The organism is Pseudomonas asiatica (assembly GCF_009932335.1).
GTDB classification, from domain to species: domain Bacteria; phylum Pseudomonadota; class Gammaproteobacteria; order Pseudomonadales; family Pseudomonadaceae; genus Aquipseudomonas; species Aquipseudomonas asiatica.
This window is the reverse complement of the sequence record NZ_BLJF01000003.1, coordinates 769,365-795,884: the sequence shown is the minus strand read 5'-3', so window position 1 is coordinate 795,884 and position 26,520 is coordinate 769,365. Positions and strand designations below refer to the sequence as shown.

The 26,520-nt window shown below is 63.9% G+C and carries 23 protein-coding genes and 1 riboswitch; of the genes, 7 read left to right on the top strand and 16 right to left on the bottom strand.

Features of this window, described 5'->3' with window-relative positions:
• Positions 1 to 81: 81 nt before the first annotated feature.
• Together GYA95_RS26125 and orn are read right to left on the bottom strand one after the other, a co-directional pair.
• Positions 82 to 693 carry a trimeric intracellular cation channel family protein gene (locus tag GYA95_RS26125; RefSeq protein WP_013974442.1) on the bottom strand — a complete coding sequence of 204 codons (612 nt, stop codon included), beginning with the start codon at positions 691 to 693 and terminating at the stop codon, positions 82 to 84.
• A gap of 100 nt (positions 694 to 793) precedes the next feature.
• Positions 794 to 1,336, bottom strand: a complete 543-nt coding sequence (gene orn / locus GYA95_RS26120) for an oligoribonuclease (protein WP_015272012.1) — start codon at positions 1,334 to 1,336, stop codon at positions 794 to 796.
• Between the two features lie 143 nt (positions 1,337 to 1,479).
• On the opposite strand from orn, the gene rsgA reads away from it, so the two are divergent.
• Positions 1,480 to 2,511: a small ribosomal subunit biogenesis GTPase RsgA gene (gene rsgA / locus GYA95_RS26115; RefSeq protein WP_013974444.1), complete on the top strand. Its 1,032-nt coding sequence runs from the start codon at positions 1,480 to 1,482 to the stop codon at positions 2,509 to 2,511.
• A 180-nt stretch (positions 2,512 to 2,691) separates the two neighbouring features.
• Here rsgA and motB read toward each other — a convergent pair whose 3' ends face one another.
• A complete protein-coding gene (gene motB, locus GYA95_RS26110) occupies positions 2,692 to 3,705 on the bottom strand; it encodes a flagellar motor protein MotB (RefSeq protein ID WP_015272013.1) in 1,014 nt (337 codons plus the stop codon).
• A gap of 3 nt (positions 3,706 to 3,708) precedes the next feature.
• Positions 3,709 to 4,560, bottom strand: a complete 852-nt coding sequence (gene motA / locus GYA95_RS26105) for a flagellar motor stator protein MotA (protein WP_015272014.1) — start codon at positions 4,558 to 4,560, stop codon at positions 3,709 to 3,711.
• Between the two features lie 130 nt (positions 4,561 to 4,690).
• On the opposite strand from motA, the gene GYA95_RS26100 reads away from it, so the two are divergent.
• Genes GYA95_RS26100 through asd form a run of 3 tightly spaced genes read left to right on the top strand, consistent with a single transcriptional unit; the run spans position 4,691 to position 7,953 of the window.
• Positions 4,691 to 6,226, top strand: coding sequence for an HDOD domain-containing protein (locus GYA95_RS26100; RefSeq protein ID WP_015272015.1), 1,536 nt, complete (start codon positions 4,691 to 4,693; stop codon positions 6,224 to 6,226).
• 44 nt (positions 6,227 to 6,270) lie between these two features.
• Positions 6,271 to 7,080 (top strand): rhodanese-like domain-containing protein, encoded by an 810-nt coding sequence (locus GYA95_RS28090; protein ID WP_013974448.1) that lies wholly within the window; start codon positions 6,271 to 6,273, stop codon positions 7,078 to 7,080.
• A gap of 9 nt (positions 7,081 to 7,089) precedes the next feature.
• Positions 7,090 to 7,953, top strand: coding sequence for an archaetidylserine decarboxylase (gene asd, locus GYA95_RS28085; protein WP_013974449.1), 864 nt, complete (start codon positions 7,090 to 7,092; stop codon positions 7,951 to 7,953).
• 132 nt (positions 7,954 to 8,085) lie between these two features.
• Here asd and serB read toward each other — a convergent pair whose 3' ends face one another.
• Complete coding sequence (serB, locus tag GYA95_RS26085; protein ID WP_015272016.1) at positions 8,086 to 9,300, bottom strand: phosphoserine phosphatase SerB; 1,215 nt, start codon at positions 9,298 to 9,300, stop codon at positions 8,086 to 8,088.
• A gap of 135 nt (positions 9,301 to 9,435) precedes the next feature.
• On the opposite strand from serB, the gene GYA95_RS26080 reads away from it, so the two are divergent.
• A complete protein-coding gene (locus tag GYA95_RS26080; RefSeq protein ID WP_015272017.1) occupies positions 9,436 to 10,890 on the top strand; it encodes an AhpA/YtjB family protein in 1,455 nt (484 codons plus the stop codon).
• 159 nt (positions 10,891 to 11,049) lie between these two features.
• On the opposite strand, the gene GYA95_RS26075 is transcribed toward GYA95_RS26080, so the two are convergent.
• The 9 genes from GYA95_RS26075 to GYA95_RS26035 all read right to left on the bottom strand — a co-directional run bounded on the left by GYA95_RS26075 (position 11,050) and on the right by GYA95_RS26035 (position 20,366).
• Entirely contained in the window at positions 11,050 to 11,760 is a 711-nt protein-coding gene (locus GYA95_RS26075) for a PqiC family protein (protein ID WP_031324184.1), read from the bottom strand.
• Positions 11,761 to 11,932: 172 nt separating this feature from the next.
• Positions 11,933 to 14,191, bottom strand: coding sequence for a DNA topoisomerase IV subunit A (gene parC, locus GYA95_RS26070; RefSeq protein WP_023660490.1), 2,259 nt, complete (start codon positions 14,189 to 14,191; stop codon positions 11,933 to 11,935).
• 10 nt (positions 14,192 to 14,201) lie between these two features.
• Entirely contained in the window at positions 14,202 to 14,720 is a 519-nt protein-coding gene (locus tag GYA95_RS26065) for a retropepsin-like aspartic protease family protein (protein ID WP_015272019.1), read from the bottom strand.
• Positions 14,717 to 15,703, bottom strand: coding sequence for an esterase-like activity of phytase family protein (locus tag GYA95_RS26060; protein ID WP_013974455.1), 987 nt, complete (start codon positions 15,701 to 15,703; stop codon positions 14,717 to 14,719). The genes GYA95_RS26065 and GYA95_RS26060 overlap by 4 nt, the downstream gene beginning before the upstream one ends.
• Positions 15,700 to 17,604 carry a DNA topoisomerase IV subunit B gene (gene parE / locus GYA95_RS26055; RefSeq protein WP_015272020.1) on the bottom strand — a complete coding sequence of 635 codons (1,905 nt, stop codon included), beginning with the start codon at positions 17,602 to 17,604 and terminating at the stop codon, positions 15,700 to 15,702. The genes GYA95_RS26060 and parE overlap by 4 nt, the downstream gene beginning before the upstream one ends.
• Before the next feature lie 35 nt (positions 17,605 to 17,639).
• Positions 17,640 to 18,248, bottom strand: coding sequence for a YqiA/YcfP family alpha/beta fold hydrolase (locus GYA95_RS26050; RefSeq protein ID WP_003258136.1), 609 nt, complete (start codon positions 18,246 to 18,248; stop codon positions 17,640 to 17,642).
• 171 nt (positions 18,249 to 18,419) lie between these two features.
• A complete protein-coding gene (gene cpdA, locus GYA95_RS26045; protein WP_015272021.1) occupies positions 18,420 to 19,220 on the bottom strand; it encodes a 3',5'-cyclic-AMP phosphodiesterase in 801 nt (266 codons plus the stop codon).
• An 85-nt stretch (positions 19,221 to 19,305) separates the two neighbouring features.
• A complete protein-coding gene (locus tag GYA95_RS26040) occupies positions 19,306 to 19,758 on the bottom strand; it encodes a DUF1249 domain-containing protein (protein ID WP_016501905.1) in 453 nt (150 codons plus the stop codon).
• Positions 19,749 to 20,366, bottom strand: a complete 618-nt coding sequence (locus GYA95_RS26035; RefSeq protein ID WP_015272022.1) for an NUDIX domain-containing protein — start codon at positions 20,364 to 20,366, stop codon at positions 19,749 to 19,751. The genes GYA95_RS26040 and GYA95_RS26035 overlap by 10 nt, the downstream gene beginning before the upstream one ends.
• Before the next feature lie 185 nt (positions 20,367 to 20,551).
• Between GYA95_RS26035 and GYA95_RS26030 the strand changes: the two genes are divergently transcribed.
• Positions 20,552 to 21,298 carry an RsiV family protein gene (locus tag GYA95_RS26030; RefSeq protein ID WP_015272023.1) on the top strand — a complete coding sequence of 249 codons (747 nt, stop codon included), beginning with the start codon at positions 20,552 to 20,554 and terminating at the stop codon, positions 21,296 to 21,298.
• Here the strand turns inward: GYA95_RS26030 and cytX are convergent.
• On the bottom strand, positions 21,267 to 22,550 hold the full coding sequence (gene cytX, locus GYA95_RS26025) for a putative hydroxymethylpyrimidine transporter CytX (RefSeq protein ID WP_015272024.1): 1,284 nt from the start codon (positions 22,548 to 22,550) through the stop codon (positions 21,267 to 21,269). The genes GYA95_RS26030 and cytX overlap by 32 nt on opposite strands.
• A gap of 173 nt (positions 22,551 to 22,723) precedes the next feature.
• Positions 22,724 to 24,604 (bottom strand): phosphomethylpyrimidine synthase ThiC, encoded by a 1,881-nt coding sequence (thiC, locus tag GYA95_RS26020; RefSeq protein ID WP_015272025.1) that lies wholly within the window; start codon positions 24,602 to 24,604, stop codon positions 22,724 to 22,726.
• Positions 24,605 to 24,757: 153 nt separating this feature from the next.
• A riboswitch (TPP riboswitch) is annotated at positions 24,758 to 24,864 on the bottom strand.
• Between the two features lie 160 nt (positions 24,865 to 25,024).
• Here thiC and GYA95_RS26015 point away from each other — a divergent pair.
• Positions 25,025 to 26,461 carry a TolC family outer membrane protein gene (locus tag GYA95_RS26015; protein WP_003258125.1) on the top strand — a complete coding sequence of 479 codons (1,437 nt, stop codon included), beginning with the start codon at positions 25,025 to 25,027 and terminating at the stop codon, positions 26,459 to 26,461.
• The last annotated feature ends 59 nt before the right edge of the window (positions 26,462 to 26,520 follow it).

Genomic DNA, 26,520 nt, shown 5'->3' with positions numbered 1-26,520 from the left:
GAAGAAGCCACCGCGGTGGATGGCACGGGCTGCGCCCGTGTTCGCGGGTGAACCCGCTCCCACAGGGATCGCATGTCAAGGTCACTGCTGGTCGTTGTAGTGGAACTTGGGCATTTCCCAATGGAACCGAATCGCCAGCAGCCGCACCAGGAACCCGCCAAACAAGGTCAGCAGCATCGCCTGCTCCGCCGGCACCTTGAAATACACGCACCCCAGGTAGAACCACGCCGCGGCAAATGACACGCTGGCGTACAGCTCGCGGCGGAACACCAAGGGAATGTCGTTGCAGAAGATATCCCGCAGGATCCCGCCGAATACCCCGGTGATCACCCCGCTGATCGACGCCACCAGCATGCCCTGCCCCATCTCCAGCGCAGTCATGCAGCCAATCAAGGTAAAAGCCACCAGCCCCAGGGCGTCGAGCACCAGGAACAGCGAGCGCAGGCGGCGCATCATCGGCGCGATGAAAATGGTCAGCAGCGCCGCACAGCTGGTCAGCACCAGGTATTCAGGATGCTTCACCCAGGTCAGCGGGTAATGCCCGAGAAGCACGTCACGCACCGAGCCGCCACCCAGGGCGGTAACGCAGGCAATCAGCACCACGCCGAACCAGTCCATGCCGCGGCGGCCTGCAGACAACGCGCCGGTCATGGCTTCGGCGGTGATGGCGATTAGGTAGAGCATCAACAACATGGTGCGGGGTCCGTGCGGGCGTGCGAGAAAGGCGCGCAGTCTAACCAGTTGCCCATGGCACCAAAAGAGGGCGCAGATACAATATCTGCGCCTTTTCGGCTCATACCTTGATGAAGTGCTCGCGATAGTGGCGCAGTTCGGCGATCGATTCGCGGATGTCGTCCAGCGCCAGGTGGGTATTGCCCTTCTTGAAGCTGTCGCGCACATCAGGTGCCCAGCGTGCAGCCAGTTCCTTCAGGGTCGAAACATCGAGATTGCGGTAATGGAAGTAGTTTTCCAGGTTGCGCATGTGTCGGTACAGGAAACGGCGGTCCTGGCAGATGCTGTTGCCACAGATCGGGGACTTGCCTTTCGGTACCCACTGCTCAAGGAAGGCAATGGTCTGCGCCTCGGCTTCGGCCATGCCGACCTTGCTCTCGCGAACGCGCTGGGTCAGGCCCGAAGCGCCATGGGTGCGGGTATTCCACTCGTCCATGCGCGCCAGCACTTCGTCATTGTGGTGGATGGCAATCACCGGCCCTTCGGCCAGGGTGTTCAGTTCGCTGTCGGTGACAATGGTGGCCATCTCGATGATGACGTCGCTGTCCGGATCCAGGCCGGTCATTTCCAGGTCGATCCAGATCAGGTTCTGTGGGTTTTGCATGCGGGGGCTCCTCGTATAGGCCGTCATAGTAGCGTAGTGGCCAAGGCACGCCCATTCACGGTGCGAAGGTAAGCCAAATGGTCCGGCGCCTGGCGTGCTAAACTGCCTGCCGTTTTCAACCTGCCCCCACGCACGGAACCTTCATGGCCAAACGCCAGCTCAATCGCCGCCAGAACTGGCGCATCGAAAAAATCCAGAACGAGCGCGCCGCGCGTGCGGCCAAACGCGAACAGCACGTGCTGCAGGAACTGGAGGGTGGCGACCTTGGGCCAGAGCAGTTGGGCCTGGTGATTGCGCACTTCGGTGTGCAGGTAGAAGTGGAAGCCCAGGACGGCGAAGCCGCGGGCCAGGTGTTCCGTTGCCACTTGCGCGCCAACCTGCCGGCGCTGGTTACCGGCGACCGCGTGGTATGGCGGGCGGGCAACCAGGGCATTGGCGTGATCGTCGCGCAGATGCCGCGCAGCACCGAGCTGTGCCGGCCTAACAACCACGGCCAGCTGAAGCCGGTGGCGGCCAACGTCGACCTGATCGTGATCGTCTTTGCCCCCGCGCCCGAACCGCACCCCAACCTGATCGACCGTTACCTGGTGGCGGCGGAGCACGCCGGCATTCGTCCGCTGCTGCTGCTGAACAAGGCCGACCTGATCAACGAAGAGAACGGCCCGGGCCTGCATGCGCTGCTGGAGGTTTACCGCGAGCTCGGCTACCCGCTGCTCGAGGTCTCGGCACATCACGGTGACGGCATGCAACGCCTGCAGCAGATGCTCGACGGCCACATCAGCGTGTTCGTCGGCCAATCGGGGGTGGGCAAGTCGTCGCTGGTCAACAGCCTGCTGCCGGAGGCCGGCACCCGTGTCGGCGACCTGTCGGAATGGTCTGGCCAGGGTACCCACACCACCACCACCGCGCGGCTGTACCACTTCCCCAATGGTGGCGACCTGATCGACTCACCGGGCATCCGCGAGTTCGGCCTGGGTCACGTCAGCCGCAGTGATGTGGAGGATGGTTTCATCGAGTTCCGCGACCTGTTCGGCACCTGCCGCTTCCGCGACTGCAAGCATGATCGCGAACCGGGCTGTGCGCTGCTCAAGGCGCTGGACGAGGGGCGTATCAAGCAGCAACGGATGAACAGCTACCGCTCGATCATCGCCAGTTTGCCGGAAGACGCTTACTGACCCCCTGTGGGCGCGAGGCTCAGCTGCAGCACGCGCCTGTAGGAGCGGCCTTGTGTCGCGATAGGGCCGCAGAGCGGCCCCAGCAATCTTTGCAAAAATGCAGAAGTCCGGGGGCCGCCTTGCGGCCCGATCGCGACGCAAGACCGCTCCTACAAGGACCGTGCAGGGCACCCCAAGAACCTACTGGTCCTTGGCCTCATCCATCTTCAGCGTCCCCTCTTCGAAGATGTTCAGCTTCTGGCGCAATTCACGCGGCTGCATGGGGGCCTGCCCGGCCTCCCCTGGCACCGCCGGTGCCGCAGCGGCCGGCGGCGCGGGCTCGGCAGCCGGTGCTTCCGGCGCGCCCTGCTCGCCTTCGATATTGCGCTGGGCTTTTTTGGTCAGCACGATGATGTCGATGCGGCGGTTGACCGGGTTGAACGGGTCCTTGCGGTCGAACAGCGACGACGAGGCATAACCCACCACCCGCGCCACCTGGCCATCCGGGTAGCCGCCAGCCACCAGTGCACGGCGCGCGGCGTTGGCGCGGTTGGCCGACAATTCCCAGTTGCCGAACTCGCCACTGCCGGCATAGGGCTTGGCGTCGGTGTGGCCACTGATGCTGATCTTGTTCGGCACCGCCTTGATGGTGTCGGCCATCGCCAGCAGGATGTCCTCGAAGTACGGCTGCAGGCGCGCGCTGCCAATGTCGAACATTGGCCGGTTCTCGGCGTCCATGATCTGGATGCGCAGGCCGTCCTGGGTGATCTCGAACAGGATCTGGTCCTTGAACTTCTGCAGTTGCGGGTTCTCTTCCACCTTGTTCTGCAGTTCCTGCAGCAGCAACTCCAGGCGCTCACGCTCGACCTGCTCGGCCATGGTCTCCACCTGGTCCTTGTCCAGCTGAATGCTGGTATCAGGCGTCGGCTCCGACTTGGCTTCGGGGTTGATGGTCTTTTCCGGCGCCAGCTGAGGCGAGCCGCCCAGGTCGATGACGTAGGGCGTTCCGCTTTCCGAGAAGCCGATCGGGTCCTTGAAGTAGCCGGCAATGGCGATCTTCTGTTCCGGGGTGGCCGTGGACAACAGCCACAGCACCAGGAAGAACGCCATCATCGCCGTGGCGAAGTCGGCGAAGGCGATTTTCCAGGCGCCGCCGTGGTGGCCGCCGCCAAAGCGCTTGACGCGCTTGACGATGATGGGCTGATTGTTCTCCATGACTCAGCGACCGCGAACCGCTTGTTCCAGTTCGGCGAAGCTTGGGCGGTGCTTGGGGTACAGCACTTTGCGCCCGAACTCGACCGCCAGCGAAGGCGGCATGCCCGAGGCCGAGGCCACCAGCGAGGCCTTGATCGATTCGTAGAGGTTCAGCTCTTCCTTGGCATCGTGCTCCAGGCACTTGGCCAACGGGCCGAAGAAGCCGTAGGCCGCCAGAATACCGAAGAAGGTACCCACCAGCGCCGCACCCACATGGAGGCCGATGGAGGCCTGATCACCATCGCCGAGCGAGGCCATGGTCACCACGATACCCAGTACCGCCGCAACGATACCGAAGCCGGGCATGCCGTCGGCGATGCCGGTCACCGCATGGGACGGGTGCTCCAGTTCTTCCTTCATGCTCAGCAGTTCCATGTCGAACAGGCCCTCGAGTTCGTGCGGGGCCATGTTGCCGGTGGACATGATGCGCAGGTAGTCGCAGACGAATGCGGTCATGCGTTCATCTGCCAGCACCGTCGGGTACTTGGCGAAGATCGGGCTGGCGGCGGCATCCTCGATATCGGCCTCGATGGCCATCATGCCTTCGCGCCGGCTCTTGTTGAGAATCTCGTACACCAGGCCCAGCACTTCCAGGTAGAAGGCATGAGTGAAGCGTGAGCCGAACATCTTCATCGACTTCTTGATGACGTGCATGGTCATGTGGCCAGGGTTGGCCTGCAGGAATGCACCAAAGGCCGCACCGCCGATGATCAGTACTTCGAACGGCTGGATCAGTGCCGCGATCTTGCCGTGGGAAAGCACGTATCCGCCGAGCACGCTCGCGAATACGACGATGATGCCGATAATTTTAGCCATAGGTTCAAAGCACTTGCTGTCGTGGTCAGGGGAAGAGACGGGAGCTTTAAAACTCTTCTTCTACTTATCGGCAGAACTGCGCCAGACTATAGCCACTCAATGCGAAAAGCCAGTTCGGACTGATGTCAAAATGCCAATTGAAACCAAGGTGCCCGCTCAGGCTCCACGTACGCTAGAGGCCTGGGTAAAGCTGCTCGAGAGTGTTCGCATCCCCGTGCCGAAGCACAGCTACGACCGGGTCATGGCCGCCATCCACGATAGCCGCCGCTCACTGCGCGATATCGCCGAACTGATGCAGGATAGCCCGGCGCTGGTGCTGTCGGTGATGCGCGAAGCCAATCACCCCACCAATGCCAGCCTGGCAGAGCCCGCCGAAAGCCTGGAAGTCGCCCTCAACCGCCTGGGCCTGGAGCGCAGCGAACAGCTGCTCAAGCGCCTGCCAGCAGTGCCCGTCGAAGAGATCCCGCCGGTACTGTGCCAGTTCCAGCTGATCAGCCAGCACGCCTCGCAGCAGGCCAGCGGCCTGTTCGCAAGCCGCCTGGCACGGCTGTGGCAGGAAATCCACTGGGGCAGCCTGTTGTTCCTGTCGCCACTCTGGCCGCTGGCGCTGGCCTACCCCAAGCTGCTCGATACCTGGGAGCTGCGGGTTATCCACAAGGGCGAAGACGCCGCCCATGTCGAGGAAGAACTCTTTGGCGTGCGCATCATGGAGCTGTGCCAGACCATGGCGGAGTACTGGCGACTGCCACAATGGGTGACCCAGGGTTACCGCCTGCTGCTGGAAGAGCGCGAACAACTGGCCCAGGTGCTCAGTATCGCCCGCGATCCGGACCTGCTCAGCCAGCAACACCGCCTGGACGCCGAGCCTGGCCTGCGCCGCTGGTTCAACCAGCCGGCCAACACCGTGCTGCTGGCCAACAACCTGGCCCTGGCGGCACAAGTGGGCTGGGACAACCCGCACCTGTTGCGCTGGCAGCTGCTGACCGCACTGTACCTGCAGACCTCGCTGGACGACGTGCAGCAGCAGGTGCACCAGCAGGCTGCGGCCAGCGCCCGCCGCCATGCCCAGCATGCCTTGTTCCACCCGGCCGAAGCGCTGATCTGGCCCTGGCACCAGCGCCGTCCGCACCCAGACATGCTGGCTCCGCCACCGCCCACCAGCGACGAACTGACGCGCTGGCGCAAGCTGTGCCAGGACCTTCTGGCCCAGCCCAGCCCGTTCACCAACAACGTACACCTGGCCACGCAGGTTATCGAGGCCCTTCTGGCCTCTGGCATGCAGCGGATCCTGCTGCTGAGCCCGGACAAGGCCAACGACCAGCTGCGCGTGCAGCAGATGGCCGGCCTGCCAAAGGAAGCCGGGGCGCTGGTACTGCCGGTGGCGCAGAACAAACTGCTGCAAAAGCTGCTGGCCAAGGCCGGGCAATTGCGTATCACCCCGGAAAACCACAGCCAGCTCTCGGCCCTGCTGCCGGCTCCGCTGCGTGCCTTGTTCCGCAGCGAGCACGTGCTGCTACGCTCGCTGGCGGTGGCGGACCAGGTGCTGATGCTGATGGTGGCTGACCAAGGCTGCCGGCCGCTGGCCGATATCAGCGTGCAAGCCTTCGGCAAGACCGCACAGTGCACCGAACGGGCGCTATCGGTGTTTGCCAACCGCAAGGCCTGAGCCTTGCGCTACAATCGCCCCTCTTTCCACACTGGAGACCGTGGATGACTGACTTTTCAGGCCTGCCCCTGGTGATCGAAGCCGCGGACCTGCTGCCGCGCCTAGATTCGCCACAGCTGATCCTGATCGACCTGAGCAGCGCCAACCGCTATGTCAGCGGGCATATCCCCGGCGCCCGCTTTGTCGAAGGCAAGCGTACCCAGCTCGGCCAGCCCCCCGCGCCCGGCCTGCTGCCGGCCCTGGGCGAGCTGGAAAAACTGTTCAGCGAACTCGGCCACCGCGACGATGCCGTGTATGTGGTGTATGACGATGAGGGCGGCGGCTGGGCCGGGCGTTTCATCTGGTTGCTCGACGTGATCGGCCACAAGCGTTACCACTATCTCAATGGCGGCATCCAGGCCTGGCCCGCCGACAAGCTCTCCACAGAAGTGCCCGCCAGCGGCAATGCGCCGGTGCACCTGCGCATCGACACTTCGCCAACCGCCACCCGCGAGTACCTTCAAAGCCGCCTGGGCGCCGACGACCTGGTCATCTGGGACGCCCGTGGCCCGCAGGAATTCAGCGGCGAGAAAGTACTGGCAGCCAAGGGCGGCCACATCCCCGGCGCGATCAACTTCGAGTGGACCGCCGGCATGGACCTCAACGACCACCTGCGCATTCGCCAGGACATCGCCGAAGTCCTGAAGAACCTGGGCATCACCCCCGACAAGGAAGTGATCACCCACTGCCAGACCCACCGCCGCTCCGGTTTCACCTACCTGGTGGCCAAGGCCCTTGGCTACCCGCGCGTCAAGGCCTACGCCGGCTCGTGGAGCGAATGGGGCAACCACCCGGACACGCCTGTAGAAGTCTAAGGAACCTGCATGAAATCCCGTTTGTTCATCATCAGCCAGTACCTGCTGCCGCACCACTTGCTGTCGCGGCTGGCCGGCTGCATAGCCGAGTGCCGCGTGCGCTGGTTCAAGAACGCCTTCACCGCCTGGTTCGCCAAGCGTTACCAGGTCAACATGAGCGAAGCGCTGGTCGAGGACCTGAGCGCCTACGAGCACTTCAATGCATTCTTCACCCGCGCCCTTAAGCCGGGTGCCCGCCCGCTGGACGAGACCCCGGGCGCCATCCTTTGCCCGGCCGACGGTGCCGTCAGCCAGCTTGGCCCGATCGAGCACGGCCGCATCTTCCAGGCCAAGGGCCACGGTTTCAGCGCGCAGGAGCTGCTTGGCGGTGACCCGGCCATGGCCGCGCCGTTCATGGGCGGCGAGTTCGCCACCATCTACCTGTCGCCCAAGGACTACCACCGCGTGCACATGCCGCTGGCCGGCACCCTGCGTGAAATGGTCTACGTGCCGGGCCGCCTGTTCTCGGTCAACCAGACCACCGCAGAGAACGTCCCCGAGCTGTTCGCCCGCAACGAGCGCGTGGTCTGCCTGTTCGATACCGAGCGCGGGCCGATGGCCGTGGTGCTGGTGGGCGCGATGATCGTCGCTTCGATCGAAACCGTGTGGGCCGGGCTGGTGACGCCACCCAAGCGTGAACTGAAGACCTTCCGCTACGACGAAGCCAGCCGCGCGCCGATCCACCTGGAGAAAGGTGCCGAACTGGGCCGCTTCAAGCTGGGGTCGACTGCTATCGTGCTGTTCGGGCCGGAGCAGGTGAAGTGGGCGGAGAACCTGGGTGCGGGTTCAGCGGTGCGCATGGGGCAGCAGTTGGCGGCGCCTGTGCAGGCTTGATTGCCTGATGGAACCTGGGGCCGCTTTGCGGCCCTTTCGCGACACAAGGCCGCTCCTACAGGAGATAAGCGATTCCCTGTAGGAGCGGCCTTGTGTCGCGAAAGGGCTGCGAAGCAGCCCCGGATTCTCAAATCAGCCGCGCGCGTCGCGGTCGCGCAGGCCCAGCAGATACAACACTCCATCCAATCCCAGGGTAGAAATCGCCTGCTTGGCCGACTGGCGTACCAGCGGCTTGGCACGAAACGCCACACCCAGGCCGGCCAGCGACAGCATCGGCAGGTCGTTGGCACCGTCACCCACGGCAATGGTCTGCTCCAGCTGCAAGCCTTCTTCGCTGGCCAGCTTCTGCAGCAGCTCGGCCTTGCGCTGGGCATCGACGATCGGCTCCACAGCCACGCCGGTCACCTTGCCATCGACCACTTCCAGCTCGTTGGCGAATACATAGTCGATACCCAGGCGCGCCTGCACCTGGCGGGCAAAGTAGGTAAAGCCGCCAGACAGGATCGCGGTCTTGTAACCCAGGCGCTTGAGCTCGGCAAACAGGTTCTCGGCACCTTCAGTCAGACGCAGCGACGCCCCGATCTCATCCAACACGCCCACATCCAGGCCCTTGAGCAGCGCCATGCGCTCCTTGAAGCTGGCGCGGAAGTCCAGCTCGCCGCGCATGGCGCGCTCGGTGATGGCAGCAACCTGCTCACCCACGCCAGCGGCCTTTGCCAGTTCGTCGATGACCTCGGCTTCGATCAGCGTCGAGTCCATGTCGAAGACCGCCAGGCGACGGTTGCGGCGGAACAGGTCGTCCTTCTGGAAGGCAATGTCGATGCTCAGCTCTTCGGCCAGGGCGAAGAAGTCGGCACGCAGAGCCTCGGCATCGCTCGGCACGCCGCGCACAGAGATCTCGATGGCCGCCTTGCCCTTGTCGGTCTCCGCATCCAGCGCCACACGGGCCGACAGGCGCTCGATGCGCTCGATGGTCAGGCCGTACCGGCTGATCACCGCACTCACCCGCTGCAGTTGCTCTGGAGTGATCTTGCGGCTGAGCAAGGTGACGATGTGGCGCGCCTCGCCCTGGCCATCGGCCCAGTGCTGGTAGTCCGCCTCGGAAATCGGCGTGTAGCGGGCCTGCAGGTTCAGTTCGTGGGCCTTGGCCTGCACGCTCTGCAGCAGGGAGGTGGCCACTTCGTTGTCCGGGATATCGACCAGGATGCCGAACGACAAGGTACCGTGCATGACTGCCAGGCCAATGTCGAGGATGCTCACACCGCCCTGCAGCAGGACGCCGGTGATAGCCGCAGTGAGACCGGGACGGTCCTCACCGGTGATGTTGATCAGGACGATTTCACGCACAACCTGGCTCCGACTTCGATGAAAAATGCGCATTCTACCGATTTTCCGTGACCGTCGGGCGCCAACGATACTTTGCCGACAAAACCCGGCTCGCTATACTGCCCCACACTTTCATGCCATTAAGAGCCGAGCTCAGTGAACCGGCCCACGCCCGTCAAAGCAGACAACTTCTTCCTGATGATCTATCGCGCCCTGAGTCAACGTCGCGTGCCGCTGGCACTACGCATCGCCTGCACCAACATTTTCCTGGTGGCGCTGGCGTTGGTGATCTACGCCTGCGTGATGGGCCTGCAGTTCAAGCAGGCCATGCACGAGCAGGCCGATGCCCTGGGCCAGAGCCTGACCACCCAGACCGCCACCTCGGCGACCGAGTTGCTAGTGGCCAACGACATCCTCAGCCTCAACGTTCTGCTCGGCAACCTGGTGAAAAACCCACTGGTGGCCCATGCGGCGATCTACAGCGTGGACAACCGCATCCTCGCGGAAGCCGGCCAGCGCCCGCGCAACAGCCTGCTGGGCGAGGCCGAAGGCCTGTACCAGACCAAGATCACCTTCCAGGACGTGACCGCCGGGCAACTGCGCATCAGCCTGGACATGAGCCAGTTCCAGCAGCCGATGCTGATCAGTCTGCAGAGCATGGGCATCCTTGCCGCCATCCTGCTGGTGCTGGCGCTGACCCTGAGCCTGCGCCAGGGCCGCTTCATCACCCTGCCGTTGCTGCAGCTGCGGGTGTGGCTGCGCGACCCGCAACCCTATACCCCGGCCACCGACCGCCAGGACGAGATCGGCGACATCGCCCGCCAGCTGCACGCGCGCCTGGCCCCGCCGCCGCCACCTGAGCCGGAGCCCGAAGAAGAAGACGAGCAGTTCGACGACCTGCACGATGCTGCCCCGGCAGCCAAGGTCGCACCGCGCGCCAAGCTTGCCGCCCAGGCGGACGAGGATGACGATGAAGCCTTCGCCGGCCTGCTGGACGACGAAAGCGCCCCCAAGGCCGCCGTGGTCGAATCCGACGAGCCGCAGTACAGCGCCGTGCTTGCCGTGCAACTGGGCTCGCAGGAGCAGCTGCGTCGCCTGCCGCGCACGCGCCTGACCGAACTGACCGAGCGCTACCGCGATTGCCTGGAGCATGCCGCCTCACTCTACGACGGTGAAACTCACACGCTCAACGACGGCAGCACCCTGGTGCTGTTCCACAGCCGCGACTGCGGCGAGGACTACCTCACCAACGCCATCTGCTGCGGCGAGCTGTTGCGCGCCTTGGGCCATGCCCTGCAGATCGAGGTAGCGGACAGCGGCATTACCCTGCAGCTGCAGCTGGGCCTTGCCCTGGGTAACGACCTGCAAGGGCTGGAGCTGGTAGACCTGCTGATGGCCGAAAAGGCCCAGGACGCTCTGGCACTGTCGCAGCACAGTCGCAACTTGTTGCTGGTAGAACGGCAGATCAGCGATGACACGCTGATTCGCCAGCGCGCCCGCATTCGCCCGATTGCCAGCCCCGAGGGCGCCTGCTGCGTGGAGCGCCTGATGGAGCCCTACCCGTCGATGCTGGAGCGGCAGCTGGCGCGGATGCACGAACGCCGGGCCTGATACCGGGCTGGCCTCTTCGCGGGTAAACCCGCTCCCACAGGGCCTGCGCCAACCTGTAGGAGCGGGTTTACCCGCGAAGAGGCCAGCACAGACAGTACAAAAACAGCAGATACGAAAAAGCCCGCAATGATGCGGGCTTTTTCGTATCTGGCAGCTAGATCAGAACCGGTAGACTTCCATATCGGTTCGAATCGGCGCAGCCATCGGGATCTTGGATTTCTCAGGCGTCTTCTTCACCTGCACCGGAGCAGCCGATTTTTTAGGCGACTCTTCGGCAATCGCCGGCTGGTTAGCCAGAGGCTTGACCGCTGTGCTCAGCTGTTCGGCCAGTTTCTGAAGCAACTGGCCCTGGGCCTGCACCTGCGACGCCTCGCTGCCCGCGTGTGGCTGCTCGAGGTGAACGATGCGGTTGTCACGCACATGGCCACGGCGGTCCAACAGGCGCCACTGGGCATCCAGGACGGCCGGCTGGTCCTTGCCCGAGTCCAGGCGAGTGATCGACAGCAACACTTGTACATCCGGGTTGAACCCGGCAGCCGCCGGGGCCAGCACCACGCGCTGGCTGTCCAGGCGCCAGGCGAGCTGGCGCACCAGCAGCTGGTCGATATCCGACGAAAGGCTGCCGGCCCAACGACCGTCGGTCGCCGAACTCAGGCTGCCATCGGCCTGACGCTGCAGGAACGTCTCACGTTGCAGGTAATCGGCAACCGATACCGGACCGAGCACCACGGCCATGCCCGCACTCTGCGAAGGCTGGCCAGGATCACCACTGTCGAGCTGGTACAGGGCAACCGGCTGATGCATGGTGCACCCGCCAAGGCCCAGCAGGCCAGTCATCAACAGCGCAAATGGAAGGCGCAGAAATTTCATCATCCCATCCAGGCGGTCGCCAAAAGGCCAACCGCAGTGATACATATAAATTCAAACGGGCACACGGCCACGCCGGCACGGCAAGGGCCATATCATCCGCGAAATAACCGTCCGACTCCAGCATTTCTGCCCGGAACGACGCTGAAATTGCCGCTCCAGACATTTCAACCGCTTACGCCGGCACTTCCACCTGCAACCCATCGACCCGCTGGAACCCGCGTGGCAGCTTGCTGCCGCGCCGTCCGCGCTCGCCCTTGTAATGCTCCAGGTCGTCCGCTTTCAGAGATAGGGTACGCTTGCCGGCTTGCAATACAAGCGTCGCGCCATCTGCTATCACGGCCAGATCGGTAACAAATTCTTCACGGCTCGCCACCCGGTCGCCCGGCACCCCGATAATCTTGTTGCCCTTGCCTTTGCCCAACTGAGGCAGGTCGCTGACCTTGAATACCAGCAGACGGCCTTCGGTGGTAACCGCCGCCAGCCAGTCCTGCTCGCGGTTGGCCACCGGGCGCGGGGTCATGACCTTGGCACCGTTGGGCAGGCTGAGCAAGCCCTTGCCGGCCTTGTTCTTGGCCTGCAGGTCTTCACCCTTGACCACGAAGCCATAGCCGGCGTCCGAAGCCACCACGTACAGTGCATCGTCGTCCGGCAACAGCACACACTCGAAGGTGGCCCCCGGTGGGGGCGTCAGGCGGCCGGTCAGCGGTTCGCCCTGACCACGCGCCGACGGCAGGCTGTGAGCGGCCAGCGAGTAGCTGCGGCCAGTGGAGTCGATAAGCACGGCAAATTGGTTGGAGCGCCCGGCGGCTGCGGCCTTGAAGCCATCGCCGGCCTTGTACGACAGGCCGGTGGCATCAATGTCGTGGCCCTTGGCGCAGCGCACCCAGCCCTTCTCCGACAGCACAACGGTAACCGGCTCGGTCGGCATCAGCTCGTTTTCCGACAGCGCCTTGGCCTCGGCACGCTCGACGATCGGCGAGCGGCGGTCGTCGCCATAGGTTTCAGCATCCTTGATCAGCTCGCTGCGTACCAGCTTGCGCAGCTTGGCATCGCTGCCCAGCAGGGCGAGCAGCTTGGCCTGCTCCTTCAGCAATTCATCCTGCTCGCCGCGGATCTTCATCTCTTCCAGGCGTGCCAGCTGCCGCAGGCGGGTCTCGAGAATGTAGTCGGCCTGGATTTCGGTCAGGTCGAAACGGGCGATCAGGGCCTGCTTGGGCTGGTCTTCGGTACGGATGATGTGGATAACTTCATCCAGGTTGAGGAACGCGGTCAGCAAACCTTCCAACAGGTGCAGGCGCTTCTCCACCTTGTCCAGGCGGTGCTGCAGGCGGCGACGGACGGTAGCGGTACGGAACTCCAGCCATTCCAGCAGCAGCGCTCGCAGGTTCTTCAGCTGTGGCCGGCCGTCCAGGCCGATGATGTTGACGTTGACCCGGTAGCTGCTCTCCAGGTCGGTCGTGGCAAACAGGTGCTGCATCAGCTCATCGGCATCCACACGGTTGGAGCGCGGGATGATGACGATGCGGCACGGGTTCTCGTGGTCCGACTCGTCACGCAGGTCGGCGACCATAGGCAGCTTCTTGGCCTGCATCTGCGCAGCGATCTGCTCCAGCACCTTGGCCCCGGAGACCTGGTGCGGCAGCGCGGTGACGACGATGTCGCCATCCTCGACGCGGTAGACGGCGCGCATACGGATGGAGCCGCGACCGCTTTCGTACATCTTGAGGATTTCTGCCCGCGGCGTAACGATCTCGGCCTCGGTCGGGTAGTCCGGCCCCTGGATGTGCTCGCACAGCTGCTCGATGGTGGCCTTGGGCTCGTCGAGCAGGCGCACACAGGCCGTGGCCACTTCACGCAGGTTGTGCGGCGGTACGTCAGTGGCCATGCCAACGGCGATACCAGTGGTGCCGTTGAGCAGGATGTTGGGCAGGCGCGCAGGCAGCACGGCCGGCTCCTGCAGGGTGCCGTCGAAGTTGGGCACCCAGTCCACGGTGCCCTGGCCAACTTCGCTGAGCAGCACTTCGGCGTAGCGCGAAAGACGCGCTTCGGTATAACGCATGGCGGCGAACGACTTCGGATCGTCCGGCGCACCCCAGTTGCCCTGGCCGTCGACCAGCGTATAGCGGTAGCTGAACGGCTGGGCCATCAGCACCATGGCCTCGTAGCAGGCCGAGTCACCGTGGGGGTGGAACTTGCCGAGCACGTCACCGACGGTACGCGCCGACTTCTTGTGCTTGGCATCGGCATCGAGCCCCAACTCGCTCATGGCGTAGACGATGCGTCGCTGCACCGGCTTCAGGCCATCGCCGATGTGCGGCAAGGCGCGGTCCATGATCACGTACATGGAGTAGTTGAGGTAGGCCTGTTCGGTGAAGTCAGCCAGCGAGCGGCGTTCTACGCCATCCAGGCTGAGTTCCAGTGAGTCGCTCATGCGGGCCTCGTCATTTCAGGTTCTGGCGCAGCAGCATGGTGCCGCCGCGCTGGGTAAATTCAAGTTGTTTCAGGGCACTCATGCCCAGCAATACGGTCTGCCCGTCCAGGCCCGGCACCACGATGGCGCGCACGTCCTGCAGGCGGATATCCCCCAGCTGCAGGCTGGTCAGGCGCGTGCGGTAGCCTTCGGTACGGCCGTTGGCGGTACTGAGCTGCACCGGGCTGCCACGCTCCAGGCCCAGCTCGCGGCCCAGCGCCTCGGGGATGGCCACGTCGGTGGCACCTGTGTCGAGCATGAAATGCACCACCTGGCCGTTGATTGCGCCATCCATCACGAAGTGGCCCTGGCCGTTGCCCAGCAGGCGCACCTCGATAAAGCCTTCGCCATGCGTCGACTGCACCTGGGCATTGGGGTTGCGCTGGCTGTCTTCCCATTGGCCGAAAAAACGCGTGGCAAGGAACAGCGCCGCCGCCCAGGCGACGATCATCAATACCTTGCCAGCCCGCTTGCCCGGTGCCTGGCTCATGGCTTGGCGCTCCATCCGCCTTCCGGCGCATCGAAGCGCCAGACGATCGGGCGTGCTTCGCCATCGGCGCGGGCGCCGTTGTTGTTGTCCACGCCTATCCAGGCGCCCTTGGCATCGATCACCAGGGCCTCGGCCAGACCGAACGGCTGCTGGTAGCGACGCGACTCGACCAGGGCATCGGCAGCGAACGACCAGCAGCGCTCGACCATGCCGCTGTCGGTATCCCGACGACAGACGCGGTAGGCATTGCGTTCGAGAGTGAACAGCTTGCCTTCGAACCAGGCCAAGTCGGCGAAGTCGCGCGACAGTGCCTGGGCATTGGGCATCTGTGCCGGCTGCATTTCGACCCCGGCCTCGCTCAGCAACACGCAGCTGCGGCCGCAGGTCCACACCGACTGCTGGCGCTCGATAGCCACCAGGCCACGGCGCTCGCGCTCGGCGGCCAGCCACAGGCGGTCACCCGCCGGGTTGATCGCCAGACCTTCGAACAAGGCGTTGAAGTTCAGCAGCATGCCGCTGGCCCGGGCCTGACGAACCATGGCCGGGTCGATCTTCAACCAGTCCGCCTCGCCTTCCAGCGGCAGTTGCAGCACAGCGGCATGAGCTTCGCTGACCAGGTACAGGTTGCCCGCCTGGTCACAGCTGATGCCTTCGAAATCAAGTTCGCCACCACGAATATACGACGCCGCCCAGTTACGCGACTTCAGGCCCCACGGCAGGCCACTTTCCGGCACCGCTGGCGGGGTGAAGGTGAGCGGCTGCGCGCGCCAGGTCGGGTTTTGCTGGTCGAAGCGGTAGATGCGGTCGTCGTCGCGGTCGGATACGCCCCACAGCCCGCCCCGGCATTCCACCAGGCCAGACAGGTTGCCACCGCGCATGCCTTCGATCGGGTGCTCGGCGCTCAGCTTCAACTCTGGCCAGTTGCCCGCCAGGCTCGGCAGGGCAACCAGCGCCAGGCAGGCAGCCAGAAGCCGCCGAATCAAACCATGACCTCGGCCAGGTTGCCCTTGGTTTCCAGCCAGCTCTTGCGGTCGCCCGCGCGCTTCTTGGCCAACAGCTTGTCCATCAGCTCGCAGGTGGCCTGCACGTCGTCCAGGGTCAGTTGCACCAGGCGCCGGGTATTCGGGTCCATGGTGGTCTCGCGCAGCTGTGGCGGGTTCATCTCGCCCAGGCCCTTGAAGCGTGTGACCTGTGGCTTGCCGCGCTTCTTCTCGGCCACCAGGCGATCGAGGATACCGTCACGCTCGGCCTCGTCGAGGGCGTAGTAGATTTCCTTGCCCAGGTCGATGCGGTACAGCGGCGGCATGGCCACGTACACATGCCCGGCCTCGACCAGGGCGCGGAAGTGCTGGACAAACAGTGCGCACAGCAGCGTGGCGATGTGCAGGCCGTCGGAGTCAGCGTCGGCGAGGATGCAGATCTTGCCGTAGCGCAGCTGCGCAAGGTCGGTGGCACCCGGGTCGACGCCAATGGCCACGGCGATGTTGTGCACTTCCTGGCTGGCCAGGACTTCGCCACCGTCCACTTCCCAAGTGTTGAGGATCTTGCCACGCAGCGGCAGGATCGCCTGGAATTCCTTGTCGCGAGCCTGCTTGGCCGAGCCACCTGCCGAGTCACCCTCGACCAGGAACAGTTCGGCGCGCATCGGGTCCTGGCCGGCGCAATCGGCCAGTTTGCCGGGAAGTGCCGGGCCTTGGGTTATGCGCTTGCGCTCGACCTTCTTGCTGGCCTTCAGGCGGCGCCCGGCGTTGCTGATGGCCAGCTCCGCCAGCTGCATGCCCAGCTCGGGGTGGGCGTTGAGCCACAGGCTGAACGCGTCCTTGACCACGCCGGAAACGAAGGCAGCCGCCTCGCGCGACGACAGGCGCTCCTTGGTCTGCCCGGAGAACTGCGGGTCCTGCATCTTCATCGACAGCACGAAGGTGATGCGCTCCCAGACGTCTTCCGGCGCCAGCTTCACGCCGCGCGGCAGCAGGTTGCGGAACTCGCAGAATTCACGCATGGCATCCAGCAGGCCCTGGCGCAGGCCGTTGACATGGGTGCCGCCTTGGGCGGTAGGGATCAGGTTGACGTAGCTTTCCTGGATGCTGTCGCCGCCTTCGGGCAGCCACAGCAAGGCCCAGTCCACCGCCTCCTTGTTACCGGCCAGGCTGCCGCAGAACGGCTCGTCGGGCAGGCGCTGGAACTCATTGACGGAATCGACCAGGTAGGAACGCAGGCCATCCTCATAGTGCCATTCGACCTTCTCGCCGCTGGCCTTGTCCTCGAAGCTGACCAGCAGGCCCGGGCACAGCACGGCCTTGGCCTTGAGCACATGCTTGAGGCGGCTGATGGAGAATTTCGGCGAATCGAAGTACTTGGGGTCGGGGCTGAAGTACACGCTGGTGCCGGTGTTGCGCTTGCCGACCGAGCCGACCACTTCCAACTCGCTGGCCTTGAAGCCATCGGCGAAAGTCATCTGGTATTCGTTGCCGTCACGTTTCACGCGCACGCGCACCTGGGTCGACAGGGCGTTGACCACAGAGATGCCCACGCCGTGAAGGCCACCGGAGAACTGATAGTTCTTGTTGGAGAACTTGCCGCCGGCGTGCAGCTTGGTGAGGATCAGCTCGACCCCGGACACGCCCTCTTCCGGGTGGATGTCCACCGGCATGCCGCGGCCATCGTCGCTGACTTCAAGTGAGTGGTCGGCATGGAGGATGACCTGTACCGAACGGGCATGACCGGCCAGGGCTTCGTCGACACTGTTGTCGATGACTTCCTGGGCCAGGTGGTTGGGGCGGCTGGTATCGGTGTACATGCCCGGCCGCTTGCGGACCGGGTCAAGGCCCGAGAGGACTTCGATGGCGTCTGCGTTATAGGCGCTAGCGCTGGGAGTGGCCATAGGGTCTCGTCGTCAGTCTGGTGAATGCAAAAAAGTCAAAATACAGAAAAATCGAGCGCTGCGTACTGCCCACGGGCAATGCCGGCGAAAGCCAGCAGTGCCGGCAGGCGCTCGGCGAAGCCCTGGAAGCTGTGGTCGCCACCGGCCTGGATGCGCAGGGCACAAGCACGGTAATAGCGCTCGGCATGGCGATAGTCCAGGGTTTCATCGGCGGTCTGCAGCCACACTTGATAGCGGCTGGCGTCCACCGGGGCTGGTACTTCCAGCTCGGCCAGGGCCTGCACGTGATCGTGGGTCAGCTCCCAGGCTTCACCGGTGTAGTGATTGTGCTGGGTGCCCAGGTAGCCGTCGAAATGCTTGTGCGGTGTTACCGCCGGGTTCACCAGCAAGGCCTTGAGGCCGTGGCGCTCGGCCAGATAGGTGGCATAGTAGCCGCCGAGCGAACTACCTACCAACAATGGTGCGCCCAGTTCGGCGATGGCCGCTTCGAGCTGGGCGATGGCCTGCCGTGGGTGGTGGTGCAAGGCGGGCACCCGCAGTTGGGCCGACAGGCCCAGTTGCTGCATCACGGCCTCGAGTTGGCGCGCCTTGGTCGAAAGTGGCGAGCTGTTGAAGCCATGGATATAGAGGATGGAACCCGACATGCTGCCCCCGGAATCTGTGGCTTCGCGCCCGGTGATATGGGCGCAGGGACGCGCAGTGTAGCGCGTTCGCCGGGTTTTGACGCAGTGTCACGGGTTTCGCAACAATTTCTTCACCGAAGGCGCAACCACAGTTCCCTGTAGGAGCGGCCTTGTGTCGCGATGGGCCGCAGCTCAATAGCCAGGGCTATCGAAGTCGAGCTTCACCTGGAAATCCACTGCCCGCTCCACCCCGGTCTCCAACCGCCCGTCGGCGTGGAGGCGCAGCCAGCGGTATCCAGGCTGCTCCTCGCTCACCTTGAAATCCTCGCTGCGCGCCGCGAACTGGATACAGGTCGACGGAGTGGCCAGCAGGCGACGGCCGTCGCGCACTTCATCCCATTCCTGGTGCACATGCCCCCACAGCAGCGCCCGCACCTGTGGGTACCCCTCAACGATATCGAACAGCGCCTGGGCATTGCGCAAGCCGATCGGCGCAATCCAGGCACAGCCGATATCCACCGGCTGATGGTGGAAGCACACCAGGCAATGCCGTTCACCCGCCTCTCGCAAGGCCGCTTCCAGCACTGCCAGCTGATCGCCCTCCAGCAGCCCATGCGTCGCCCCGGGTACGGCTGTGTTGAGCATGACGATGCGCCACGCACCGATATCGGTCACCGCCTGTACCAGCTCCGGCGCCACTTGCGCCATGACTCGGGCCTCGTCATGGTTGCCAGGCAACCAGCGGGTGGGCACGGCAAACGGTGCGGTCAGCTCACGGAACGCTTCATAGGACGCCACGCTGGCGTCCTGGGACAGGTCGCCAGTGCACAGCAGCAGGTCGACAAGCGGTTGCTCCCGCCGCACCTGGGCCACTACATGGCGCAGGCTGTCACGGGTATTGAGGCCCAGCATGCTGCCGGCCGAGTCGGCGAACAGGTGGGCATCGGTCAGTTGCACCACATGCACGGGGCGCGATTGGTCTGGCTGCGGCAACGGCCGTCTCCTCGAACGGATTCAGCGCGAATTATGGCTGTACAACGGGTGCGAGCAAACACCCGTACCCAAACCACGTCACAATTCAGCGAACGCTTGCCAGCTCGTGGCCACAGGCCAGGCAATGGCTCAGCCATTCACCGAGGAACAGGTTGAGCTGGGCCTTTTCGTCCGGCTGGTGCATGGCTTCGTTGGGATAGGGGTATATGCTGCGCAGGCGACGGGTGTGTTCGGCACTGACCACTTCGGCCATGCGCGCATCGTGGTACACCTGCACTTCCAGGTGCGGCACCGGCAACCATGGCAGGCTGTGCTCCTGGCGCACGTGCAGGGTGGTGGTGTACGGGCAGGCCAGCACCACGTCGAGCACCAGCACGCCAAGCATCTGGTCGCCTTGGGTCATACCGATGCGGCGCGAGCTCTGGGTGGTGCGCATGTCGGGCAACAGGCGCATCAGCCGGGCGTAGTTGGCCTCGCAAGCTGCCTGCAGCCCGACCAGGTCGACCCGATAACGCTCGCGCAGCAGGTTCACTTCCACATACCTCGTACTTCATCACGGTTCAGCGCCAGCCATTGCAGGCCGATGATGGTCGCCGCATTGCAGATGCGCCCGTCGCGCACCGCCTGCATGGCATCCTCGAACGACCACACGCGCACGCGAATGTCCTCGCCCTCTTCTTCCAGGCCATGCAGGCCGCCCGCCCCTTCACTGCTGCAACGGCCGAGGAACAGGTGAACATATTCGTCACTGCCGCCGGGCGACGGGAAGTAACGGGTCATCGGCCACAGGGCGCTGAAGGCCAGGCCGGCTTCTTCTTCGGCTTCGCGGTGGGCGACTTCCTCGGGTTGCTCGTCCTTGTCGATCAGCCCGGCCACCATCTCGATCAGCCAGGGGTTGTCGACCTTGTCCAGTGCACCGACGCGGAACTGCTCGATCAGCACCACTTCATCGCGCAACGGGTCGTACGGCAGCACGCACACCGCATCATGGCGCACGAACAATTCGCGGCTGATCTCGCGGCCCATGCCCCCGGCAAACAACTCGTGGCGCAGACGTAGCTTGTCGAGCTTGTAAAAGCCCTGGAAGCAGTTGGCCCGCTCAATGATTTCGAAGCCCTTGGGCACTGAGTTCAACGCGTCTGACATGGAAATCCTCATTACCTCGAATACCGCATCGCGCCATCCTACTCTGCACGCCTGCCGGTTTCACCCCTTTCCGGCAACCGTTCGCGCACTCGGGACAGCGCGCCTTCTCTCTGTTAGCTTAGTGGCGAACTGAAGGCCGCGCAGACGGTCAAAGGCCGACTTTTCCCTGTTCTGCAAGGATCCTCATGACACTTGTCAAACTGACTTCCGTGGCTGTGCTGGCCCTGGCCCTGGGTGCCTGCCAAAGCCTGTTCACGCCCAACTACCGGGCGCCGCTCGAGGTCAAGCGCGATGCCTGGGAGCATGTCAAACCCGGCTGCAGCGAAAGCGACTGCCCGCTGGTGAACATCGACATGATCCACTTCCCGGCCTTGCCCAAGCTCGATGGCATCGTCGAGAAACGCCTGCTGCAACTGACCGAAGACAACCAGCGCGGCAACGCACCGACCACCCTGCAAGCCTACGAGCAGCAGTACCTGGCCAGTGCCGACAGGCGCAACAGCAGCTACCTGCAGGCCAAGGTACGCGAGCAGCATGACGGACTGGTGATCATCGAATTGTCCAGCTACCTGGACAGCGGCGGCGCCCACGGCATGCCCGGGCGTGGCTTCATCAACTATTCGCGCAAGCTGGACAAGGTGCTGACCCTGCAGGACATGCTGGTGCCCGGCCAGGAAGACACCTTCTGGAAAACCGTCGAGGAATCGCACCGCGCCTGGCTGATCAGCGTAGGCATGGACAAGGATGCCGAGTTCATCAAGACCTGGCCGTTCAAGCAGTCGCCGCACGTCGCCCTGACGTACGGCGCGGTGGTGGTCAAGTACGAGGTCTATACCATCGCGCCCTACTCCATGGGCCACGTGGAGTTGAAGATCCCCTACCCGCGCCTGAATGGCGTGCTCAAGCCCGAGCTGTTTCCCGGCCGCGGCTGAAGCTCAGCAGCCCGTGCAGTAGCCCTGCCAGCAGCAATGCCGGCAGGGTCGCACCCAGGTCCGGCGCTTGCGCGGCGATCAGATGGTACGCGGCAACGCCCACCGCCCAGGCCAGCAGTGCCTGCCAGTGCAAGCCATGCACCTGTGCTGGCAAGCGGCGGCGACGGATCACGTAATGGTCCATCAATACCACACCGAACAGCGGTGCAAACACCGAGCCGATCAGCAGCAGGAAGTTCTCGTACTGTGCCAGTGGTGCCAGCAAGGCGATCAGCGTGCACAGCACGCCAATGGCCAGCGCCAGGTGCTCGACCTTCAGGCGCACCAGCACGCCGGTGGAAACGGCCGCCGAGTGAATGTCGGCAAAAGCCTTTTCCGACTCGTCCAGCAGAATCAGCAGCAGTGGAATGCCCATGCCGGCGCCCGCCAGGGCCAGCAGCAGGGCGTTGGCTTCGCCACTGTCGGCGAAGGCCAGGGTGTAACCCACGCCCAGGCTCATCAGCCAAGTGTTGCCGATGAAGTAACCCAGCACCGTACCACCGAATACATGTTTGCCGTTACGGGCAAAACGCGAGTAGTCGGCGATCAGCGGCAACCAGGACAGCGGCATGGCGATGGCGATGTCGAAACCCACAGCCAGCGACATCGATCCGTCGCCGGCGCGGTTCCACAGTGCCGCAAGGTCGGCCTTGGCGAACAGGTTCCAGGTCAGCCAAAGGCAAGCGCCCAGCAGCAGCCAGATACCCCAAGTGCGTAGCACCTTGCGCACGAACGCCAGCGGCCCACCGACTGCGAGCAAGGTGGCCAGGGCGCCGAAGCATAGGGTCCAGAGCACAGGGCTGTTCCAGGCGCTGGCTTCGCCGAACGCCCGCGCGCCCAGCAGGCTGGCGGCATCGCGCATCACGATGATCTCGAACGCACCCCAGCCCACCAGTTGCAGCAGGTTGAGCAGCGCCGGCAAGCGAGCGCCATGGCCACCCAGGCTCAGTTTCAGCGTGCCCATGGCCGACAGGCCGGTATCGCTGCCGATGACACCGGCAGCCCCCAGCAGCAGCACACCCACACCGGTGCCCAGGGCGATAGCCAGCACCGCGCCGGCAAGGCCCAGGCCAGGGGCCAGCATGGCGCCGACCTGCAGCACCATCAGGCCGATGCCGAGGGAGAACCATAGCGAGAACAGGTCGCGGGCGCCGAAGATGCGCTGGGCGGTGGGGACCGGGTGGTCGGGGGAGAATTGGCTGGGGGTGGTCATGCTTTGACACTCGGCAAGGTATTGGATTGGACGCGGTCGCTGTAGGAGCGGCCTTGTGTCGCGAAAGGGCCGCAAAGCGGCCCCAGGTTTTCAGCTTCGCGACTGAAATTGCCGGGGCCGCTTCGCGGCCCATCGCGACACAAGGTCGCTCCTACAGGGGTCAGCGCTGCGACTTAGACTTTGTGATACAGCTGGCTGCCTTCCTGCCGGAACCGCTCGGCCTGCTCACGCATGCCTTGCTCTACCGTCACATCCACGGTTTCGATCTTGGCGGCGTATTCACGCACTTCCTGGGTGATCTTCATCGAGCAGAACTTCGGCCCGCACATCGAGCAGAAGTGCGCGACCTTGGCCGATTCCTTAGGCAGGGTCTCGTCGTGGTAGGCACGGGCAGTGTCCGGGTCCAGGCCGAGGTTGAACTGGTCTTCCCAACGGAACTCGAAGCGTGCCTTGGACAAGGCGTTGTCACGGATCTGCGCACCCGGGTGGCCCTTGGCAAGGTCGGCGGCATGAGCGGCGATCTTGTAGGTGATGATGCCGGTCTTCACGTCATCCTTGTTTGGCAGGCCCAGGTGTTCCTTGGGCGTGACGTAGCAGAGCATCGCGCAACCGAACCAGCCGATCATAGCCGCACCAATGCCCGAGGTGATGTGATCGTAGCCAGGAGCGATATCGGTGGTCAGCGGGCCGAGGGTGTAGAACGGCGCCTCGTCGCAGCATTCCAGCTGCTTGTCCATGTTCTCCTTGATCAGTTGCATCGGCACGTGGCCGGGGCCTTCGATCATGCACTGCACGTCGTGCTTCCAGGCGATCTTGGTCAGCTCGCCGAGGGTCTCCAGTTCACCGAACTGCGCGGCATCGTTGGCGTCGGCAATCGAGCCGGGACGCAGGCCGTCGCCCAGCGAGAAGCTGACGTCGTAGGCCTTCATGATTTCGCAGATTTCTTCGAAGTGGGTGTACAGGAAGTTTTCCTTGTGGTGTGCCAGGCACCACTTGGCCATGATCGAGCCACCACGGCTGACAATACCGGTGACACGCTTGGCAGTCAGCGGCACATAACGCAGCAGTACGCCGGCATGGATGGTGAAGTAGTCCACGCCCTGCTCGGCCTGCTCGATCAGGGTGTCGCGGAACAGCTCCCAGGTCAGGTCCTCGGCCACGCCGTTGACCTTTTCCAGGGCCTGGTAGATGGGCACGGTACCAATCGGCACCGGCGAGTTGCGGATGATCCACTCACGGGTTTCGTGAATGTGCTTGCCGGTGGACAGGTCCATGACCGTGTCCGAACCCCAGCGGATGCCCCAGGTCAGCTTGGCCACTTCTTCCTCGATCGAGGAACCCAGCGCGCTATTGCCGATGTTGCCGTTGATCTTCACCAGGAAGTTGCGGCCGATGATCATCGGTTCCACTTCCGGGTGGTTGATGTTGGCAGGGATGATCGCGCGGCCACGGGCAATTTCCTGGCGGACGAACTCAGGGGTGATTTCTTTCGGGATGTTGGCCCCGAAGCTGTGGCCGGCGTGCTGCTCGTCGAGCAGACCAGCGGCACGTGCCTCTTGCAGCTTCATGTTTTCGCGGATGGCCACGTACTCCATCTCGGCAGTGATGATGCCTTGGCGGGCATAGTGCATCTGCGAGACGTTGGCACCAGCCTTGGCACGGCGCGGGTTGCGCACGTGGGCGAAACGCAGCTTGGCCAGTTCGGCATCGTTCAGGCGCTGCTGGCCGAAGTCGGAGCTCAGGCCGGCCAGGCGCTCGGTGTCACCGCGTGCCTCGATCCACGCCGAACGCACATCGGCCAAGCCCTTGCGCACGTCGATGACAACGTTGGGGTCGGTGTACGGGCCGGAAGTATCGTAGACCAGCACCGGGGCATTGGACTCGCCACCGAAGTCGGTCGGGGTGTCGTCCAGGCTGATTTCACGCATGGGCACGCGGATGTCCGGGCGCGAGCCTTCGACATACACCTTGCGCGAACGCGGAAACGGTTGCACGGACTGCTGATCGACTTGTGCCGATTCGCTGAGGTTGATCGCTTTTTCTTGTTTGGTCATCACAGGCTCTCCAGACGGCTTCCAAGCAGTGGAATGTCGGGGTGAACCTGAAAGGCGCGGACGCACCCTTCATGGGTGCAGTGCCGGATTTGGGGTGCCTGAAGCTGCATGCAGCTGTGACATTCCCGGACCTGGCACAAGAGGCTCCCCGGGAAGGCGAGCAATCTTGTTCCCTACGCAGGCGCTAACCTGATCAGGTTCAACGGGATCCGCAACTTTGCGATCTCAGCCTTTGCTTCAAGGCACCCCGACAAGAACATGCGCAGTCTAGACTGGAGTGGTCGGCAAAGCCAAGCAGGTAAATGCGCGGATGATGAAAGGCACCCCGAGCGATTGTTGCCGGGTGCGCATGGCACTACACTGGCCCGTCGCTCGATACTCAACAGTTCAGTAATTAAATTTCGTACAAGGATTGCCTCTATGCTGCGCAAACTCTCACTGGCAATAGCCGTGTCTTGTGCGTCCAACGGAGTGGTCTGGGCAGCGGACGTGCCCACTACAGTGAAAACCGACCTGGTCAGCGTCTATCAGGAAGCGGTCGACAACAACGCTGACCTGGCTGCGGCCCGCGCCGATTACGGCGCCCGCCGCGAAGTGGTACCGCAGGCTCGCGCCGGGTTGCTGCCTAACCTGTCGGCCGGTGCCGAAATGCTGAACACCCGCACCAAGCTGGACGAACCATCGGCCACCAGCAACCGCAGCGGCAACACCTGGAGCGCAACCCTGGCGCAACCTATATTCCGCGCTGATCGCTGGTTCCAGTTGCAGGCAGCCGAAGCGGTCAACGAACAGGCGGCGCTGGAGCTGTCGGCGACCGAGCAGAACCTGATCCTGCAAACCGCGCAGAATTACTTCGCCGTGCTCCGTGCCCAGGACAACCTGGCCGCGACCAAGGCCGAGGAAGCGGCCTTCAAGCGCCAGCTGGACCAGTCCAACGAACGATTCGACGTCGGCCTCTCCGACAAGACCGACGTGCTGCAATCCCAGGCCAGCTACGATACAGCGCGGGCCAACCGAATCATTGCCGAGCGCCAGGTACAGGATGCCTTCGAGGCCCTGGTGACCCTGACCAACCGGGAATACACATCGATTCAAGGCGTGGTCCATACCTTGCCAGTGCAGGTGCCTACGCCCAACGACGCCAAGGCCTGGGTCGAAACCGCCGGGCGCCAGAACCTCAACCTGCTGGCCACCAACCACGCGGTCGTCGCTGCCGAGGAAACCCTGCGCCAGCGCAAGGCCGGCCACGCGCCGACCCTGGACGCAGTTGCCAAGTACCAGAAGGGTGACAACGACAACTTCGGTTTCACCAACCCCGCGCCGGCCCCCGTTACGCGCTATAGCGGCGACGTCGAGCAGACCAGCATCGGCCTGCAGTTGAACATCCCGATCTACAGCGGCGGCCTGACCAGTTCGCAGGTGCGCGAGGCCTACCAGCGCCTGAGCCAGACCGAGCAGCAGCGTGAAAGCCTGCGCCGCCAGGTGGTGGAAAACACCCGCAACCTGCACCGCGCAGTGAATACCGACGTGGAACAGGTGCAGGCGCGCAAGCAGTCGATCATCTCCAACCAGAGCGCGCTGGAAGCCACCGAGATCGGCTACCAGGTGGGCACCCGCAATATCGTCGACGTGCTTGACGCCCAGCGTCAGCTGTACACCTCGGTGCGCGACTACAACAACAGCCGCTATGACTACATCCTCGACAACCTGAGCCTGAAGCAGGCAGCCGGCACCTTGAGCCCGCAGGACCTGCAGGACCTCAAGCGGTACCTGAAGCCAGACTACAACCCGGACAAGGACTTCCTGCCGCCGGACCTGGCGGCTGCAGCGGCGAAGAACTTCGAGCGTCGCCCCTGAGATAGGGGATGTATTTTCCGCAGGGTGGGTTGCTTTTGATGGCCTCATCGCCGTCAAGC